The organism is Candidatus Pelagibacter sp. RS40 (assembly GCF_002101295.1).
In the GTDB taxonomy this organism is placed as follows: Bacteria; Pseudomonadota; Alphaproteobacteria; order Pelagibacterales; family Pelagibacteraceae; genus Pelagibacter.
In genome coordinates this window covers 974,662-993,262 of sequence record NZ_CP020778.1, presented here as the reverse complement: position 1 = coordinate 993,262, position 18,601 = coordinate 974,662, and the positions used below count along the sequence as shown (strand labels likewise).

Sequence of the window (18,601 nt, the reverse complement as noted above, 5' to 3'; positions counted from 1 at the left end):
ATCCCTTCTTTATGATTTTGCAAATAAATTTGTTAATTCGTAAACAATTGTAGCAGCAGCAAGAGAAGTAACTTCAGCATGATCATATGCAGGTGCAACTTCTACGACATCTGCCGAGATCAAATTTAAACCTGACAATCCTCTTAGGACATTAACCATTTCTCTAGTGGTCATCCCTGCTATTTCAGGTGTTCCTGTTCCTGGTGCAAAGGCTGGATCAAGCACGTCAATATCAATAGATAAGTACAAAGCATTATCTCCAACTCTTTTTTTAATTCTTTCTGCAATTTTATCTGTTCCCTCTGTTTGAAATTCGTCACAATGAATAATTTTAAATCCAAAACTTTCATCATTCTTTATGTCATCTCTACTGTATAACGGACCTCTTATACCAACATGCATAGAGGCATCATCTAGAAATAAATTTTCTTCTCGGGCTCTTCTAAAAGGAGTTCCATGTGTGTAGGGTGCACCAAAATAAGTATCCCAAGTATCTAAATGAGCATCAAAATGTACCAAAGATACTGGACCGTTATTCTTTTTGTTTGCAGCTCTTAATAGTGGCACTGCAATTGTATGATCACCACCAAGACTAATAATTCCACCCACTTTATTCAATAAATCTGTTGCACCAACCTCAATTTGTTTAATGGCTTCATCAATATTAAATGGGTTACAAGCTATATCGCCTGCATCTGCAACTTGTTGAACCTTAAACGGCTCAACATCATAACTTGGGTGATAATTAGTTCTTAAATGTCTTGAGGCTTGTCGAATACTTTGAGGTCCAAATCTTGCGCCCGGTCTGTAACTTGTTCCACTATCAAATGGAATTCCAACAATTGCAACATCACAACTTTCAACATCTCTTAATTCTGGTAATCTTGCAAATGTGCTTGGTCCTGCATACCTTGGAACTTTTGTTCCACTAACTGGTTGAACTGGATTTTTATTTCTTTCTTTTTTCATTTTATAAAAATCTAAGATAATATTATCTTGTCTAATTCGTCTATAATTAATTAATGAGAATTTTAATATTATTGTTGTTTTGTTTAAATATTACTTACGTAAATGCTGATGAAATTTATAACTTGCTTAAGATACCAAATTTAGAAATTTTCAAATTAAAAAGTAAAAATAATATTCGATATTTAAATACAAATAATGATTTTAAAATTGGTGTAGATGACAACATTACTTGTAAAAAGACAAAAAAAATTAATTTAGATAAAAAATTTCCAGTTATTGAAAAAAATCTTAGTTTATATAATTCAAATTTTCTAAAAAAAATTCAGCTAAAATATATAGTTTTGTGTGAGGATCTATTTATTTCAGAGATAAATACTGGCGGAATACCTGATGCTCAGAAAAGAACACTTATATTGGATATAAATTTTAATCAAAAGTATTTTGAAAGAATGATCCATCATGAAATATTTCATATGATTCAAAGCAGTCACCGAAATTACTTTGATGAAGAATTATTTTCAAATTTTAATGAGCCAAACTTCACTTATGCTGAATGCTCTACCTGTTCCAATAGACTTAATTTAGATTTATATGAAAATACAAAGGGATTTTTAACTGAATATTCAATGTCAATTCCATCTGAGGATATGGCAGAAATTTTTTCTTTTTTAATGACTAATAAATCTAAAGTTAACGAAATTACACAGAAGGACAATATTTTAAAAAATAAAGTTGAGTTAATTAAGTCTGGATTATCTAAAATTGATAACAATATTTTATGATCAAAGCGGTTAAGGCATCACTTTCAGAAAAAATATTATTTATGTTTTTAATTTGTCTTGGTATTTTTGCTGTTACATCTTTTTTTTTACTAAAAAATAAATGTCTATCCGTTAAAGAAGTAAATTTAGAAAAAGTAAATTTTCCTGATCCTGAAAATATAGCAATTATGAATGTTGAGTGTGGGAATGTGGTGATTGAATTATATCCTGAAATTTCACCTAACTCTGTTGAAAGATTTAAAACTTTAATTAACAAAGGTCTATATGATGGGTCAGCTTTTTATAAAGTTATTGAAAATACTTTAGTACAGGCAGGAGATTTAGAATATGGAAAAAAAGAATATTTGGATTATTCAAAAATAGGAAGTGGTAAATCAAAACTTGGAACCCTTAAATCGGAACTGAATGACGATTTTGAGTTTACGGAAGGTAGTGTTGGATTTGCAAGATCAACAGAATTTAATACAGAGGATAGTGAGTTTTTTATTACACTAAAAGAAATACCTATTTATCAAGGTGAATATACTCCGCTTGGTAAAGTGATATATGGTTTAGATATTTTAGAGAGAATAAAAACAGGCAATAAAGCAATATACGTGCTTAGGCCTGATTTTATTAACTCTTTTAAAATGTTAAATGCTAATTAACTAAAGGTTTACCTTTAGAAAGTGTGTGCTTAATTCTGTCTTTAGTTTTTTGAGTTTCAATTAAATTCATAAAGGAATTTAATTCTAGTTTATATAAATCATCCTCTGACAAAGTTTTATCAATTGTAGTGTCCCCTCCACTTAATACGTTTGCAAGCTCACTACCAACGACCATTCCGTGATCTAAAATTACTTTGTCGTTGTATAATTTTTCCAACAATTTAACCATTTTTTCCTTTAACGGTTTTCCTGCTAATTTAAAAGTTGCTTCAGCTGGAGGGGTAAAATCTTTGTTCTCCTCCAAGATAGATCTTGAAACATTCAATAAACTATTTCTACTCATGATTTTTTTATTTTCAGGAAGCAAGTATTTAAGAGGTTCTGCCTCAACTGGTGAAGTTGCTGTTTTACCGTAACCTATAATATCAAAAACTTTTAATGGTGCATAATCTGGATCATTTTTTGCTTCCTCAGTTTGCGACCATCTCCATAACATTTCTTTACATCCTCCCCCTGCTGGAACTAAACCAACCATAGTTTCAACTAGCCCAACAACAATATTGGTATGGGAAGCCACAAAATTACTTTGCACCAGAACTTCAAATCCACCTCCTAATGTTAGTCCTGAAGGAGCTGAAACAACTGGATATTTTGAATATTTAAGTTCTTTACAGGTATCTTGGAAGTATTTAACGAATTTTTCGATCGAACTGTAATCACCCTTTTCTGCAAAATTCATTGTGTAAGTTAAATTTACACCTGCAGAAAATTGCATACTTTCATTAATAATAATTAAAGGCTTATCGGTTGCTTTCTTTAATGCATCCATCGAGTCGTAATCTAATGCGTTAGCTTTAGTTGTAAACTCAACTATATTAAAATCATTAAATCTATAAATCTCTGCTGAATTATTTCCATCTAACTTTATTGCTTTGGGTTTAATTTTTCCTAAAGTCTCTATTTCAGTATATTTTTGTCTTTCTCCATAAAAATCTTCATTTTTAGATTTTGAAAGTTCCTCTAAAAATTTATTGTTTTCAAAACCATCTAATTTTTCAAAAAAGTTACTGACACCAATTTCTTTTAACATTTCAAAAGGCCCTCTTGACCAATTGAAACCTAAACGCATAGCTTCATCTATATCGTTAAACTTATCTGTAATTCCTGGAACTAGAGACGATGCATATTTAATAATCTTTGAAATAACCGACCATGCATAATCTCCGTATTTATCACCTCTGTTTATTAATTTTAATAAATCAACTTTTTCTGATTTAATATCTATTTTTTGTGATGGTGAATATTCTCCTGTTTCTAAATTTATAGCCTCTAGAATTTTTGTATTATCAACTTTGTTCATTCTATAGAAACCACCTTTGCCTTTTCGACCTGTATATCCAGTATCAATTAGTTTTCTTATTAAAGGAATTTCTTTAGCTACTTCTTGAAAGTTATCATTTTCTGGAAGCTCTTTGATGAAACTTTTTAATACGTCTGCCATTAGATCAATACCAATTAGATCATAAAGACCAAAAACTCCTGTCTTTGGTATTCCCATAGGTCTACCAAAAACTGCATCTGCTTCTTCTATGGTAAGCTTCATTTTAAATGCTTCTGTCATTGCAATTTGCATTGCATAAACGCCAATTCTATTTCCTAAAAAACCTGGAGTATCATTACAAACAATAGCTCCTTTTCCTAAATCTTCTTCACAAAATAGTTTGAGTTTTTGAATTTTATCTAAATCAGTATTCTCGTTTTTTACAATTTCGAGTAAATCCATATATCGAACAGGATTGAAGAAGTGAGTGATACAAAAATCTTTTTTATCATCCTCTGTCAATTTCTCAGATAAAACGCTTATCGGAATTGACGAAGTATTTGATGAAACTATAGAGCCTTTCTTTCTTTGCTTAAAAATTTTGTCATAGATATCATGTTTAATATCAATACGTTCTACGACTGCCTCAACAATCCAATCAGCCTCTGATACAATATTAAAATCATCATTAATATTTCCAACTTTAATCCCATCTATTTTTGATTTATCAATTAATAGTGGGGGTCTTGATTTTTCTATTCTCTCTTTGGCTTTTTGACTGATCTCTGTTTTTAAATCTAATAAAGTTACTGGAATATTTGCATTACATAGTTGCGCTGCTATTCCACTGCCCATCGTTCCTGAGCCAATGACAACTACATTATTAATTTTCATAAAAAAACTTTTATATAAGATTTAATTTTGTGTGTAACAAAAAAATTGTCCTAATTGATATTTTGTTGTTTTTTTAAATCCTCTACTTTTATATGGCAACGTATTGAGTTTCCATTTTCACCAATTTGCCATGGTGGGACCTCGTTTTTACAAATATCACCAAGGATTCTGGGACATCTGCCTTGAAAAGAGCAGCCTTTTTCGGGTGGCTTCTCTTCAACTATATCTTCAGCAACTAATTTTGGTTTTACATCTGGATCAGGCTCTAAAACTGCACCTAATAGAACTTCAGTATACGGATGTGATGGTAATTGATAAACATTTTTTGAAGGACCAATTTCACATAGTCTTCCTTGATATAAAACTGCAACTCTATCACTAATTGCTCTTACAACTGCTAGATCGTGAGATACAAATATATAAGTTGTACCAAAATCCTCTTTTAATTCTTGAAGTAAGTTTAATACAGCTGCTTGAACTGAAACATCAAGTGCAGAGGTTACTTCATCACAAAGAATAATATCTGGTTTTGCAGCAAATGCTCTTGCAACAGCAACTCTTTGTTTTTCACCTCCTGATAATTGTCTTGGGTATCTTGTTAAATAAAATTCCCCAAGTCTAACTTTTTCAAGCACTTCTATAATTTTTTGTTTTAGTTCGTCTCCCTTTAATCCAAAATATAATCTTAAAGGCTGTGATACTATTTCTTCAACAGTATGATTTGGATTTAAAGATTCATCTGGATTTTGAAATATCAATTGAATTGCTCTTAAAAAACCTGGATCTCTCATTTTTATATCATTTGATAAAACTTTATCTTTATCAAACTTTATCATTCCATCTTTTGTTTTTAATAATCCTGCAATTGATTTTAATATCGTTGATTTCCCACTACCAGACTCCCCTACTAGCGCGAGAGTTTCTCCTTTGTTAATATTGATATTAATATCTTGGACTGTTGGATTGCTATCATCAATTTTATTTAACAACTGATCGATAAACTTTTGTTTAGCATAACTAATTGAAACTTTTGAAATATCTAAAATTTCGTTTTGCAAAACATCATTGTTTATTGATTTTACAGTGTCTAGATTTGTTTCTTTTACGTTGATTAATTCTTTATATTTAAAACATCTAACGCTCGTATTTAAATCATCAATGTATTCTAAAGTTGGTGAATTATTTTTACATTTATCTTCTGCAAGATCGCATCTCTCATAAAAACTACACCCTGTTTTAATTGTTCCTGGCTGAGGTTGGCTACCTGACATAGAGTCTGGTAAACCTGGAGAGGTAAGTTTTGGAATAGACTTTAATAATCCAAATGTATACGGATGAATTGGGTTTTTTAATATACTTCTTACTGGACCATCTAAAACAATTTCACCAGAATACATAACAATTACTCTATCGCTAACTTGTGCTATTGCTCCAAGATCATGACTTACATAAACCATTGAGGTTCCTGTATCTTTTGCAATAAAATTTAATAATTCTAATACATGGGCCTGTGTTGTTACATCTAATCCCGTTGTTGGTTCATCTAATAACAAAAGTTCGGGATTACCTGCTAAAGCCATTGCAACAGCTACCCTTTGTTGCTGTCCGCCTGATAATTCATGTGGATATCTTTGGGCCATTATCTCGGGCGAAGGCAATCTAACTTTATTCAGTAATTCTGATATTTTTTTATCTCTTTCCTCTTTTTTTAAATCTGTATGTAATTTTAAAGCCTCATCAATTTGATATCCAATTTTAAGATTAGGAGTAAGTGATTGACCGGCATTTTGTGGGATCATTGCTATTTTTCTACCCCTTATATTTTCTAGATCTTTATTTTTCATTTCTAGAAGATTATTTGAATGGAATAAGCACTCTCCAGAAATGGTATAAAGGCCGTGTTTTACATAGCCCATCATAGCTAAAGCTAGAGTACTTTTTCCTGAGCCAGACTCTCCAACAATCCCAACAGTCTCACCTTTTTTAATGGTGGTTGAAATATTTTTTAGAATGGAAATCTGTTTTCCTTTTTGACTTGTAAATCCAATTGTAAGATTATTTATTGTTTGAACCGCACTATCCATTTTAAACGGGTGCCTTTGTTGATCTGTCTATTCCAAGTGCTTTTGCAAATGCATCAGCTGTTAAATTAATTCCAATGATTAATGAACTTAATCCAAATATTGGAGCTAACACTGCCCAGTACGCAAAAGACATTAATCCTCTTGCATTTGAAATCATTAAACCCCAATCTGGTGTTGGAGGACTTACTCCAAATCCTAAAAAAGATAATGAACTAAATCCAAGTAACATCCATGACCATCTCATAGCTCCTTCGACCATAATTGCATCTCTTACATTTGGTAAAATTTCATTCCAGATTATTGATAAGTTGCTATGACCTCTTGCCCTTGCTGAAACTATAAAATCTTTAGCAATCACATCGTGTGTTGCTGCCCTTGCTACTCTAACAATACCTTTTCCATAAAAGAAACCGAGCGCTGGAATTAAAACAAGTGTAGTAGTTCCTAATAAAGAAACAATTAAAAGCATTGCTAAGATCCATGGAATCGACAAAAACGCGTCTATAATTCTCATAACAACGTCATCTATTTTTCCACCAACCAGTCCACAAAATATTCCCAATGCACCACCCCAAAGTAACGCAATTAAAGAACCAAAAAATGTAACTGTTAAAGCAGTTCTGCCTCCTAAGATGGTCCTAGTAAAAACATCTCTTCCTAAACTATCAGTTCCAAACCAATATTCAGATGATGGTGCTTGAAGCATTAACGAAGGATCAATCGCTTTATAATCATAAGGTACATATAAAGGACTTGTTATTGCAAGTATCACATGGAACAACAAAATACTTAAACCAATCAAACCTGAAGGTTTTGAAGCCATAGTTTTTATTACCTCATATACTTTTTGTAGATTATTTTTCTTTTGTTCTTTTTCTAATGTCATTTATTTTTTAATTTGTAGGGATTTAAGTCTTGGGTTGAGCATTAACGTCATAAGATCTGCAATTAAATTAATGCTCACATAAATTGATGCTAAAATAATTGCTAGAGCTTGAACAACGGGCAAATCCCTATTCGAGATAGATTCTATTACTAATCTACCAAGACCTGGGTAGTTAAAAACAACTTCCGTTACAACAACTCCCCCTAACAACCATGCAATTGTAAGAGCCACTACATTTATTGCTGGTAGTAAAGCGTTAGGAAGCACATGCTTAAATACCATTGTCCAATATGGAACTCCTTTTAAAATTGCCATTTGAACATAGTCACTTGCCATAACTTGAATAACACTTGATCTGACCATTCTTGCCATGTGCGCAGTCATAATCATTGAAATTGCAATTACAGGTAAAATGATATTGGGTAATAATTCTGAAATTGATGCACCCGTTGGTACAATTACAATTCCAGGAAGCCACTCTAACCAAATAGCAACAATTAAAATTAATAATGTTGCACTAATAAATTCAGGAATTGTCATTGAAAAAATTGTAATTGTTGAAATTATAATATCTGGAAGTTTATCTCTCCAAAGAGCAGTTATAATTCCAAGTAATAAAGCAATAGGAATTCCTATAAGTATAGAGGCAGATGCAAGAACCATAGAGTTTTTAACCCTTGGTCCTAAGACATCGTTTATTCTCATTTCACCACTTAAAGAATAACCAAAATCACCTTGAAGAACTCCAGCTGCCCATGAAATATATCGTTCATGCGCTGGTGTGTTTAAACCTAATCTTTCATAACATGCCTCTAAAGCTGCACCGTATGCTTCTCTTTCAAGATAAGTTGTACAAGCATCTCCGGGCAAAACCTCAACACCAGAAAACGTAATTAAAGAGACTATAAAAAGAGTGATAAAACCTAGAAGTATTCTCTTTAATACTAATAATAACATTGTTTAAATTTAAACTAATTAAAAATATTTTAAAGATAGAAGAAAATTTACAGGCCTAAATAATTAGGCCTGTAAATAAATTAAGTATTATTTCATTTTTACTTTATGCCAACGTACTGAGAAAACTTCAACTTCATCTAAATTTTTAACATTTGAAGAAGTTACAACTAACTTAGATACGTGGTAAGGAATCATAGTTCCAGATTCTTCCCATAAAGTCTTTTGAGCATTTTGATAAGCTTTTTTTCTTTTATTAAAGTTAAGCTCACCTCTTGCTTTTGCTAAATTTTCATCAAAAGCAGGATTTTTAAAGAATGACTCGTTCCATTTTGCGCCACTGTGATAAATTTCATGCAACGCACTGTCTGCTGGTCTTTCATTCCAACGTGTCATAGCAACAGGTTTTTTCATCCAAGTTTCTTTCCAATAACTCTTTGATGGAGTCATTTTCACTTCAGCTTTGATGTTTGCTTTTGCTAATTGTTGTTGAAGAACTTCAGCAATAGTTGGCCAAGTTGGTTCTTTTGTGGAAACGTGAATTACCATATCAATTCCGTTTGGATATCCAGCTTCCTTTAAAAGACTTTTAGCTTTTTTTATGTTTTGAGGACACTTCATTTTCAAACGATATTGATCTGAAGGAGCTACAGGAGTATCGCACGCAACAGTTGCTGCTCCACCCATAACTAAATCCACAAGCTCTTGTCTATCTACAGCTAAACGAACAGCTTTTCTCACTTTTGGATTATCAAAAGGAGCTGTGTCTGTTCTCATAACCATTCCTCTCCAGTTTCCAGTTGGAACAACTGAAACATTAAATTTTGAATTTCCATCAAAAATTTTCTTTTGGCTAAATGGTACGTATCTGTTCATATGAATTTGACCAGTAAGAAGAGCTTGAACTCTAGCTTCACCATCTGGTATTGCGATTACATGCACTTCAGCTAATCCTGGTGCACCTTCCCAATAATCAGGGTTTGCTTTTAGAATTGTTGTTCCTTCTGGATCAAATTTATCAACGATAAATGGGCCAGTACCAACTCCAGTTTTACCAATGGTATCTCCAGATCCTGATGGGATCATTCTTAACCTGTAGTCAGTTAGCAATAATGGAAAGTCAGCAAAAGAAGTGTTTAACTTCATTTTTACTGTATGTGCGTCAACAACCTCAATGTCTGTTACTGAACTCATACTTTTCTTAGCAGGAGATCCAATATCTGGATCTTTAACTCTCATTAAAGAATATTTTACATCTTCTGCATCAAAATCAGATCCGTCATGAAATTTTACACCTTTACGAAGATTGAAAGTCCATTCTGTTGCATCAGCATTGGCTGACCAATCAGTTGCAAGCTCAGCAGATGTTACTCCTTTAAGGTCTTTTCTTACTAAACGGTTTTGTGTCATTATAACAACCTGAAACAATCTTCCTTTTGAAATTGCATCAAGGTTTGTGTCTTTTCCAAAACCTAAATCATGTGAAATTTTAAATACTCCACTTGATGCATTAGCTAATGAAAAAGAGAATAACAACGATACCAGCGAAACTGATATCAATTTACAAATTGTTCTCATAATTATTTCCCTTTGTTAAAACAGAAAGTTAACAAGTACGAACTTTGATATCAACATAGAAAACCTATTGAGTTATTTGGGGTTTCCTGTTTATCAATTCGTAGTATAAACTATCGTAATAATAGAAACTTACATGCACGACTCCTTAAAAAAAGTACGTTTTTCAATAAAACCATCGATGATTGAAAAAGGTAGATCTCTTGAATTGGCAAGAACTTTACCTGTTCATCCTTTAACGTATCAGGAGCTACCATTTGACCCAGAATATTCACAGTACGCAGGAAGATTAACAACTGAAAAATTATCTAATGCAACACCAGATGAAATGTATTGGAAAACAAGACAAGAATTAATTTTAAGACACACTGGTGAATATCCTTATGAAGTTGCTGGCCCAGATGCTTTAAAACTTTTACAAAAAATTTTTCCAAGAGATATTTCAAAAGTAAATGTTGGAAGATGCTCTTATCAATTTGCATGTTATCACGATGGCGGAATGATTACAGATGGTTTGTTATTAAGAATTGAAGAAAATAAATTTTGGTTTGCTCAAGCAGATGGTGATTTATTTTCATGGTACAAAGCAAATGCACATGGATTAAACGTAAATATTACTGATCCAGATGTGTGGGTCAGCCAAGTACAAGGTCCTAAATCAATGGAATTACTAGATCACTTAATTGATGAAGACATAGCTAAAACTTGGAAGTACTTTGATTGGACAACAGTTACAATTAAAGGAGAAAAGCTAATTGTAAGTAGAACTGGCTTTACTAACGAACTTGGTTGGGAGCTTTATTTACGACCTGAAAACAACGCTGAATTAATTGGAGATTTAATTTTAGAAGAAGGAAAGAAAATGGGAATGATCTTAACCGCTACTCCCTCATTTAGAGGAAGGCGTATTGAGGCTGGACTTTTATCAGCTGGACAAGATTTTGATAAAAATACAAATCCATTTTCTGTTGGTCTTGGAAAATTTGTTGATCTAAATAAGGAAAATTTTATTGGAAAAGAAGCTTTAGTTGCTGCTGATAAAAATTGTAAAACTTGGGGAATAAGAATTAAAGATGGAATAGCACTAAAAGGAAATAGTCTTAATTTAAAAGACAAATTAGTTGGAAAAGTTACATCAAGCACATGGTCACCTTATCAGGTTTGTGGAGTTGGAATAGTTCATATGAAAAATAATGATTTAGGGCCTGGCGCAATTTTAGATGTAAAGTGTACAGATGGGAATATTAGAAAAGGTGAGCTTTGCAAACTGCCTATGTATGATGCTAAAGGAGAAATAGTTAGGGGAGTTAACACAGATATTCCATCACAACCAAAACCATGGGAAGGCCTTTCTAATAATTAATGGGTCAAAATCAAAAAAAAATTATTGCCATAGGCGGTGGTGGTTTTACTCATAGAAGTGATGAAGTTTTAGATAAATTTGTAATTGATCAGTGTAAAAAAAAACAAATTAATTTTGGTTTTCTACCAACTGCTAGCGAAGATAATAAAGATAAAATAAAATTATTTTATAGTGAATTAGATAAATATAATATTCAACTCTCACACTTTGAATTATGTTCCTCAAGTAATGGATTTGAAGAATGGTTAATGGCACAAGATATAATTTATATTGGAGGTGGTAACACAAAGTTTATGATTAAAGTTTGGGAGAAAAACAATCTCATAAAATTATTTAAAGATGCTTATAACTCTGGAATTATTTTGTCTGGAATAAGTGCTGGTGCTGTTTGTTGGTTTGATTGGATCTTATCAGATTCTGCAGGACCTGGTTACAATCCACTGAGAGGTATAAATATTTTATCTGGCAGTTGCACACCACACTCATCAGTGTCCGAACGTATGTCACAATACCAAGCTGATATTAAAAATAGTAAGTTACCACCCGGCATAGCAATTGATGATGGTGTAGCAGTATTATTTGTTGATGGTTCTGCTAAAGAAGTTTGTGCTGCTAGAAATGGTTGTGATGCTTATTTCATTGATAAAAACAGTAAAATTAGTCTTAATGAGTATATAAATAAATTATGACCAACATCAGCCCAAGTAAAAAAATTCATAGTGTCGAAGAAGCAAGAATAGTTGCAAAAAAACGTGTACCTAAATTAATGTTTGATTTCGTTGATGGTGCATCTGGTGATGAAAAATTATGTGAGAACAACAGCAAAGCTTTAGATCAAATAAGACTTCAACCTAAAGTATTAAGGAATGTTGAAAAAAGAATTATTAAAAAAGATATTCTAGGTTTTGAATACGATCAGCCTTTTGGATTTGCTCCTATGGGCATGTGTAATTTAACCTGGCCTGGTGCAGATAAAATGTTAGCTGAAGAAAGTTTATCTAACAATATACCTATGTGTGTTTCAATGGCATCATCAACTTCATTAGAACAAATGTATGAGTATTCAAAAGGTCATGTTTGGTTACAACTTTATAATTTCCAAGATGAAGAATTTGTGATGGAATTATTAGAAAGAGCTGAAAAAACAGGATACAAAGTTGCAATTCTTACTGTTGATGTGCCTATTCAATTTAGGAGAGCTAAAGATAATAGAAATGGATTTACCGTCCCTTTTAATCTTGGAGTTAAACAATTTATAGATTTTGCAACTCATCCAAACTGGTCAATATCTACCTTGTTGGGTGGAATTCCAAAACCAATGAATTATGAAACTTCAAAGAGAGGGAATAAGTTTGTTAGAAGTGAAAGTAGAGGAGCTACTGATTGGGATACATTAAAAAGAATAAGAGAAAAATGGAAAGGTAAACTAATCATTAAAGGAGTAATGTCTGCAGAAGATGCTTTGAAAATAAAGTCTGAAGGGGCTGATGCTATTCAAGTATCTAATCATGGAGGAAGACAGTTAGACAGCGCTACTTCCTCAATAGAAGCACTTCCAATAATAAGAAATGCTTTGGGTAAAGATTTTCCTATCATATTTGACAGCGGTATAAGAGGTGGAAGCGATATTGTTAGAGCTTTAGCGCTAGGTGCAGATTTTACAATGGTAGGAAGACCTCTTATGTATGGTATTGGAGCTGATGGAGCGAAAGGTTTAAAGAGAGTAGTTGATATTATTAAAGACGAATTAAGTACTGCCTTGGGATTAGTAGGTTTAACTGATATAAAAGATATTTCTTCAGATATAATTGCAGAAAGGTTTATAAGGGATTTTAAATATTAAATGTCAGAAAAAAAAATTAGAGGCGGATCATTAATTGCACGAGCATTAAAAGATAAAGGTGTTCAACATGTTTTTACTTTGTCAGGTGGATTTTGTAATCCTGCACTTGAAGGATTTATGGAATGTCAAATGGAAGTAATTAATTGTCCTCATGAACAAATAGCTGGTCACATTGCAGACGGACATACAAGAATAACTAGAAAGCCTGCAGTTTGTCTTGTTGGTCCAGAAGGATTTGCTAATGCTGTTCCATCTATGATGGAAGCATGGGGAGAGAGATCGCCTGTAATTTTTATAACTGGATCAAGTAGTTTGAAAAGACAAGGGTCGGGTGGATTTAAAGAAATTGATGATGTTGCTATTGCGGCTCCATTAACAAAATATAGCGCAAGTATAACTGACGGTACAAGAATAAGAGAGTTTGTCGACAAAGCATATAGAATTGCAACAAATGGATATCCAGGTGCTGTTCACTTAAGTATGCCAGTTGATATTATGTTCTCATCTTTTCCAGAAGATGCAGGACTTGAAGAGAGACCTTTTTCTCATCAAACTAAACCAATTGCAAAAGCATGGCCTGATCCAACTCATATGGCAGAGGTGCTAGAGCTTGCTTGTAGCTCAAAAAAACCTGTTTTAATTGGTGGGCATGGAGTTTGGTGGTCTGGATCTGAAAAAAAACTAGAAGAGGCAGGAAGCAATTTAAATATCCCAATATTTAATATTCCTTATCATCAAAAATTACTTGGTGAAGAAGCTAATGCTTATATGGGTCTTGCTGATATTCATCAGTATCCACCTTCTAAATTTGCATTACATGAGTCTGATTTAGTTTTAATGGTTGGTGCAAGACTAGACAATCAGATGAATTTCGGAAACCCTCCACTATTTCCTAAGACAACTAAACTTGTTTGTATAAACGGATCTCATGAGGAAATAGAACTTAATAGAGCAGCAGATATAAATTTATTATGCGATCCCGGCGTTTTTTTTGATACCCTTAATAAGCTTAAGGCAAACAATAAATGGACTTTGGGTAAAGATTGGTTTGATCTTAACAGAGAGAAAAAGCAAGAATGGGTTGATAAAACTTTAAGCGATTTAAATAAAGAGACAAAAGAAGCAGAAGCAAATGGTGGGAAAATGCACCCACTTCAATTAGCTCTAGACGTTCAAGATGCTATTGGTGAAAATGATTGGCTAGTTATAGATGGGGGAAATACACACTTCTGGTCTGAAATTGCAATAAACATTGCAGGTTCAAAAGGAAAAAAAATGGGAGGAATACTCCATCCAGGCACATTTAGCATGTTAGGTGTTGGCGTTCCCTTTGCGCTTTCTGCAAAAAACACAAACCCTAATTCAAAAGTAATTTTAATAAGTGGTGATGGAGCCTTTTTATCGGGAGGATTATCAATTGAAGCTGCTTTTCAAGAAAATAAACCAATAATTGTTGTTATTGATAATAATGGAGGTCTCGATTGTATATCTCAACAACAAGAAAGATTATTTGAAAGCGGCAAACATTTTGCAACAGATTTTAGAGATATACCTTTTCATAAAATATTTGAAGGCTTTGGTGGACATGGGGAGCTTGTAACAAAAAGAGAGCAGTTGGCACCTGCATTAAAAAGAGCTATCGAAAGTGGTAAAACTGCATGCATCAATGTAAAAGCAAAAGGTGTAATTAGTCCAATTGTTGCGGCAGTAAGTGATAAAAGAGATAAAGCATCAATAGAATAAACTATGGCAACTTTATCCTCTCACCTTTTAAACTCAGTTAATGGAACTCATGCTGAGGGAATTAAAGTTATAATTTATCAAATAAATCCTAATGGAGATAAAAAAAATTTCTTTGAAACTGAAACTAGTAAAGATGGAAGAATTCTAAAAGATTTTGATTTATCAAAAGAAGATTGCGAATGTGATTACGAGATGATTTGCAAAACTGCAGACTACTTCTCGGAGAAAAAAATAGTTTCGGAAATATCAGTAAAATTTAGAATGGAAGATCCTAATAAAAAATATCATATACCAATTATTATTTCACCAAATGGATATTCTATTTGGTGGTCTAAATAATAAAAACATAAAACTATGTCAAAAAATATTAAATTAAATATGTCACGAAGAATAAGAAGAACTCCTTACACAAATATGGTTGAAGAGCATGGAGTTTCTGATTTTACAGTAGTAAATCACATGCTACTTCCAAAGGGATTTAAAAATACAGTTGAAACAGATTATTGGCATTTAAGTAAAGATGTTCAGATATGGGATGTGTCTTGTCAAAGACAAGTTCAAATAAGTGGACCAGATGCATCTAAACTTGTTCAAAAATTAACGCCTCGCTCAATTCAAAAAATGGAAACCGGAAAATGTTTTTATATTCCAATACTAAATGAAAGTGCAGGGATGATTAATGATCCTGTATTGTTAAAACTAGATGATGACATGTTCTGGATCTCTATTGCAGATTCAGACATTTTGTTATGGGCAAAAGGATATGCGATAGGGTTAAACCTTGATGTGAATATTGAAGAACCAGATGTATACCCACTAGCAATTCAGGGACCAAAATCTGAGGATCTAATGGTGTCAGTTTTTGGAGAAGATATTAAAAAAATAAAGTTTTTTAATTACAGAGTTATGGATTTTATGGGAACAAAACAAATCATTGCAAGATCCGGTTACAGTAAACAAGATGGATTTGAAATATATTTTAAAACTCATGATAAGCATTTTAATAGTGTTGAAATGGGTGAGGAACTTTGGAAGACCTTATGGCAAGCTGGTCAAAAATATAATATATCACCTGGTTGTCCTAACTTGATTGATAGAATTGAGGGAGGACTAATGTCTTATGGAAATGATTTCACCAGTGAAAACAATCCTCTTGAATGTAATTTAGATAAATATTGCAAAACTGAAGATGATCATTATTTTATTGGAAAAGAAGCGCTGCAAAAAATTCAAAAAAATGGAGTTAAGCAAAAAATTAGAGGAATATTATTTGATGGAGAGCCTTTAACTGGAATTGGTCAACCATTACCAGTTTTGTCTAATGAAAATAAAAAAATTGGACAAATAACTTCTGGTATCTACTCTCCTAGAATAAAAAAGAATATTGGTTTATCCATGATTTTAAAAGACTATTGGGAGATTGGTGAAAATATTATTGTCCAAATGTTAAATGGAGAAAAAAAGAGTGGAACTATTACCACTTTGCCATTTCCTCAATAAAAATATATAAAAATTTACTTAAAAAAATGTTTAAAGCAGTTATCGCAGGTTACTCAAGATCCCCTTTTACAATGGCAAGAAAAGGTGCGCTTATAGATGTAAAGCCAGTTAACATGCTTGCAGAAGTTGTAAAAAGTCTCGTTGCTAAATCAAATATTAATAAAGAAGATATTGAAGATATTGTAATTGGTTGCGCATTTCAAGTAGGTGAACAATGTTTTAATATTGGAAAATTAGTTACGTTTCTAACAGATATGAAAATTCAAACATCTGGTATGACTGTAGACAGATGGTGTGGATCCTCGATGGAAGCAATTCACATTGCTGCTGGAAAGATTGCAATGGGTTCAGGAAAAGTTTTTATTTGTGGAGGCGTTGAAAGCATGACTAGAGTAAATACTGGTTTTGACTCTTTACCGTATCCGTATGACGGCAAAGATAATCCTAATGTTTATTTTTCAATGGGTACAACTGCTGAAAATGTTGCAAAAAAATATAATATTTCAAGAAAAGAACAACAAGAGTTTGCAATTCAAAGTCATACAAAAGCACATGAAGCTCAATCAAGTGGAAAGTTTAAAAATGAAATTGTACCAATTGGTGACTGTGATGTTGATGGAAATATAAGACCGAACAGTACACAAGAAAAATTAGATGTATTAAAATTAGCTTTTGATCAAGAAGGTACAGTAACAGCTGCAACTTCTTCACCACTGACAGATGGAGCATCTGCAGTTTTAATATGTGAAGAAAATTACGCAAAAGAAAATAATTTAGAAATTTTAGGTAGAATTGTATCTACTGCTGTTGAAGGATGTAAGCCAGATTATATGGGGTTAGGTCCAATTGGTGCATCTAAAAAAGCTTTACAAAGAGCAAACTTAACAATTGATAAAATCGATATTGTCGAGATTAATGAAGCTTTTGCATCTCAATCAATTGCATGTGTAAAAGATTTAGGAATTGATCTTAAAAAAGTAAACTTAGATGGTGGTGCTCTAGCTTTAGGTCACCCCTTAGGTGCAACTGGATCAAGAATTACAGGTAAAGCATCTGAGCTGTTGATCAGAGAAAATAAAAAATACGCGTTATCTACCCAATGTATAGGATTGGGTATGGGTATTGCTACTATCATAGAAACTGTTCAGTAACATTAATGGAACATATCCCATTCGATAAACGATCTGGAAAAATTTGGTTTAATGGTGAACTTGTTGAATGGCAAGATACCAAAGTGCATGTAATTAGTCATGGAATGCATTACGCAAGTTTAGTTTTTGAAGGTATTCGAATTTATAATAAAAAAATATTTAAATTAGAGGAACACACAAAAAGATTGTTTCACTCAGCAAATATCATGGACATGAACGTTCCCTATTCAGAAGATGAGATGAATATTGCAACAAGGGAACTTGTGGAAAACCAAAATATAGTAAATGGATACATTAGACCTTTTATTTGGAGAGGAAGTGAGATGATGGGTGTTTCTGCACAAAAAACAAAGATAAACGTTGCAATAGCAATATGGGATTGGCCAGCCTATTTTGATCCAGAATTAAAGAAAAAAGGCATAAAGTTAAATATTTCTAGATGGCAAAGACCTCCACAAAATTCATCTCCTTGGAACAGTAAAGCTGCAGGTTTGTACATGATTTGTACATTGTCCAAACATGAGGCTGAAAAAAAAGGTTTTACAGACAGTTTGATGCTCGATCATGAAGGAAATATTGCAGAAGCAACAAGTGCAAATGTTTTTTTTAAAGATAAAAACAATGAATTAAATACTCCAATACCAGACTCGTTTTTAGATGGTATTACAAGAAAAACAGTAATTGATATTGCAAAGTCTAAAAATATAAAAGTTAATGAGAGAAAAATTTCACCAGATGAATTACAAAATTTTACTGGATGTTTTATTACAGGTACGGCAGCTGAAATAACTCCCATTGCAAGTATTCAAGATCACAAATTTGAAGTTTGTGATCTAATTTTAGATTTATCTTCCAGTTATGAAAAATTAGTTGGAAAAGAGTAATTAAA

Annotated in this window: 16 protein-coding genes; 10 read left to right on the top strand and 6 right to left on the bottom strand. The window is 32.5% G+C overall.

Annotation, left to right across the window (positions count from 1 at the left end; translation table 11 throughout):
• Positions 1-9 precede the first annotated feature (9 nt).
• On the bottom strand, positions 10-969 hold the full coding sequence (gene speB, locus B8063_RS05205) for an agmatinase (protein WP_075521374.1): 960 nt from the start codon (positions 967-969) through the stop codon (positions 10-12).
• A gap of 53 nt (positions 970-1,022) precedes the next feature.
• On the opposite strand from speB, the gene B8063_RS05200 reads away from it, so the two are divergent.
• Together B8063_RS05200 and B8063_RS05195 are read left to right on the top strand one after the other, a co-directional pair.
• Entirely contained in the window at positions 1,023-1,751 is a 729-nt protein-coding gene (locus B8063_RS05200) for a putative zinc-binding metallopeptidase (protein ID WP_085070170.1), read from the top strand.
• Complete coding sequence (locus tag B8063_RS05195) at positions 1,748-2,398, top strand: peptidylprolyl isomerase (RefSeq protein WP_085070168.1); 651 nt, start codon at positions 1,748-1,750, stop codon at positions 2,396-2,398. Before B8063_RS05200 ends, B8063_RS05195 begins: the two co-directional genes overlap by 4 nt.
• Here B8063_RS05195 and B8063_RS05190 read toward each other — a convergent pair.
• From B8063_RS05190 to B8063_RS05170, 5 genes are all read right to left on the bottom strand, one after another.
• A complete protein-coding gene (locus B8063_RS05190) occupies positions 2,391-4,613 on the bottom strand; it encodes a 3-hydroxyacyl-CoA dehydrogenase/enoyl-CoA hydratase family protein (RefSeq protein ID WP_085070166.1) in 2,223 nt (740 codons plus the stop codon). The genes B8063_RS05195 and B8063_RS05190 overlap by 8 nt on opposite strands.
• A 50-nt stretch (positions 4,614-4,663) precedes the next feature.
• On the bottom strand, positions 4,664-6,697 hold the full coding sequence (locus B8063_RS05185; protein WP_085070164.1) for an ABC transporter ATP-binding protein: 2,034 nt from the start codon (positions 6,695-6,697) through the stop codon (positions 4,664-4,666).
• A 1-nt stretch (position 6,698) separates the two neighbouring features.
• A complete protein-coding gene (locus B8063_RS05180; protein WP_075521379.1) occupies positions 6,699-7,583 on the bottom strand; it encodes an ABC transporter permease in 885 nt (294 codons plus the stop codon).
• The gene (locus tag B8063_RS05175; protein WP_085070162.1) at positions 7,584-8,540 is read right to left on the bottom strand and encodes an ABC transporter permease; all 957 of its coding nucleotides are present in this window, start codon (positions 8,538-8,540) and stop codon (positions 7,584-7,586) included.
• Positions 8,541-8,627: 87 nt separating this feature from the next.
• Positions 8,628-10,115 carry an ABC transporter substrate-binding protein gene (locus tag B8063_RS05170; RefSeq protein WP_085070160.1) on the bottom strand — a complete coding sequence of 496 codons (1,488 nt, stop codon included), beginning with the start codon at positions 10,113-10,115 and terminating at the stop codon, positions 8,628-8,630.
• A gap of 133 nt (positions 10,116-10,248) precedes the next feature.
• On the opposite strand from B8063_RS05170, the gene B8063_RS05165 reads away from it, so the two are divergent.
• Genes B8063_RS05165 through B8063_RS05130 form a run of 8 tightly spaced genes read left to right on the top strand, consistent with a single transcriptional unit; the run spans position 10,249 to position 18,596 of the window.
• Complete coding sequence (locus B8063_RS05165) at positions 10,249-11,475, top strand: aminomethyltransferase family protein (RefSeq protein WP_085070158.1); 1,227 nt, start codon at positions 10,249-10,251, stop codon at positions 11,473-11,475.
• Positions 11,475-12,164, top strand: a complete 690-nt coding sequence (locus B8063_RS05160) for a Type 1 glutamine amidotransferase-like domain-containing protein (RefSeq protein WP_085070156.1) — start codon at positions 11,475-11,477, stop codon at positions 12,162-12,164. Before B8063_RS05165 ends, B8063_RS05160 begins: the two co-directional genes overlap by 1 nt.
• Positions 12,161-13,318 (top strand): alpha-hydroxy acid oxidase, encoded by a 1,158-nt coding sequence (locus tag B8063_RS05155; protein WP_085070155.1) that lies wholly within the window; start codon positions 12,161-12,163, stop codon positions 13,316-13,318. Before B8063_RS05160 ends, B8063_RS05155 begins: the two co-directional genes overlap by 4 nt.
• Positions 13,319-15,061: a thiamine pyrophosphate-binding protein gene (locus B8063_RS05150; protein ID WP_085070153.1), complete on the top strand. Its 1,743-nt coding sequence runs from the start codon at positions 13,319-13,321 to the stop codon at positions 15,059-15,061.
• Positions 15,062-15,064: 3 nt separating this feature from the next.
• Entirely contained in the window at positions 15,065-15,400 is a 336-nt protein-coding gene (locus B8063_RS05145; protein ID WP_085070151.1) for a hydroxyisourate hydrolase, read from the top strand.
• A 15-nt stretch (positions 15,401-15,415) separates the two neighbouring features.
• Positions 15,416-16,561 carry a dimethylsulfoniopropionate demethylase gene (locus B8063_RS05140; protein WP_085070149.1) on the top strand — a complete coding sequence of 382 codons (1,146 nt, stop codon included), beginning with the start codon at positions 15,416-15,418 and terminating at the stop codon, positions 16,559-16,561.
• Between the two features lie 26 nt (positions 16,562-16,587).
• A complete protein-coding gene (locus B8063_RS05135; RefSeq protein ID WP_085070147.1) occupies positions 16,588-17,712 on the top strand; it encodes a thiolase family protein in 1,125 nt (374 codons plus the stop codon).
• Between the two features lie 5 nt (positions 17,713-17,717).
• Complete coding sequence (locus B8063_RS05130; protein WP_085070145.1) at positions 17,718-18,596, top strand: branched-chain amino acid aminotransferase; 879 nt, start codon at positions 17,718-17,720, stop codon at positions 18,594-18,596.
• Positions 18,597-18,601: the final 5 nt, after the last annotated feature.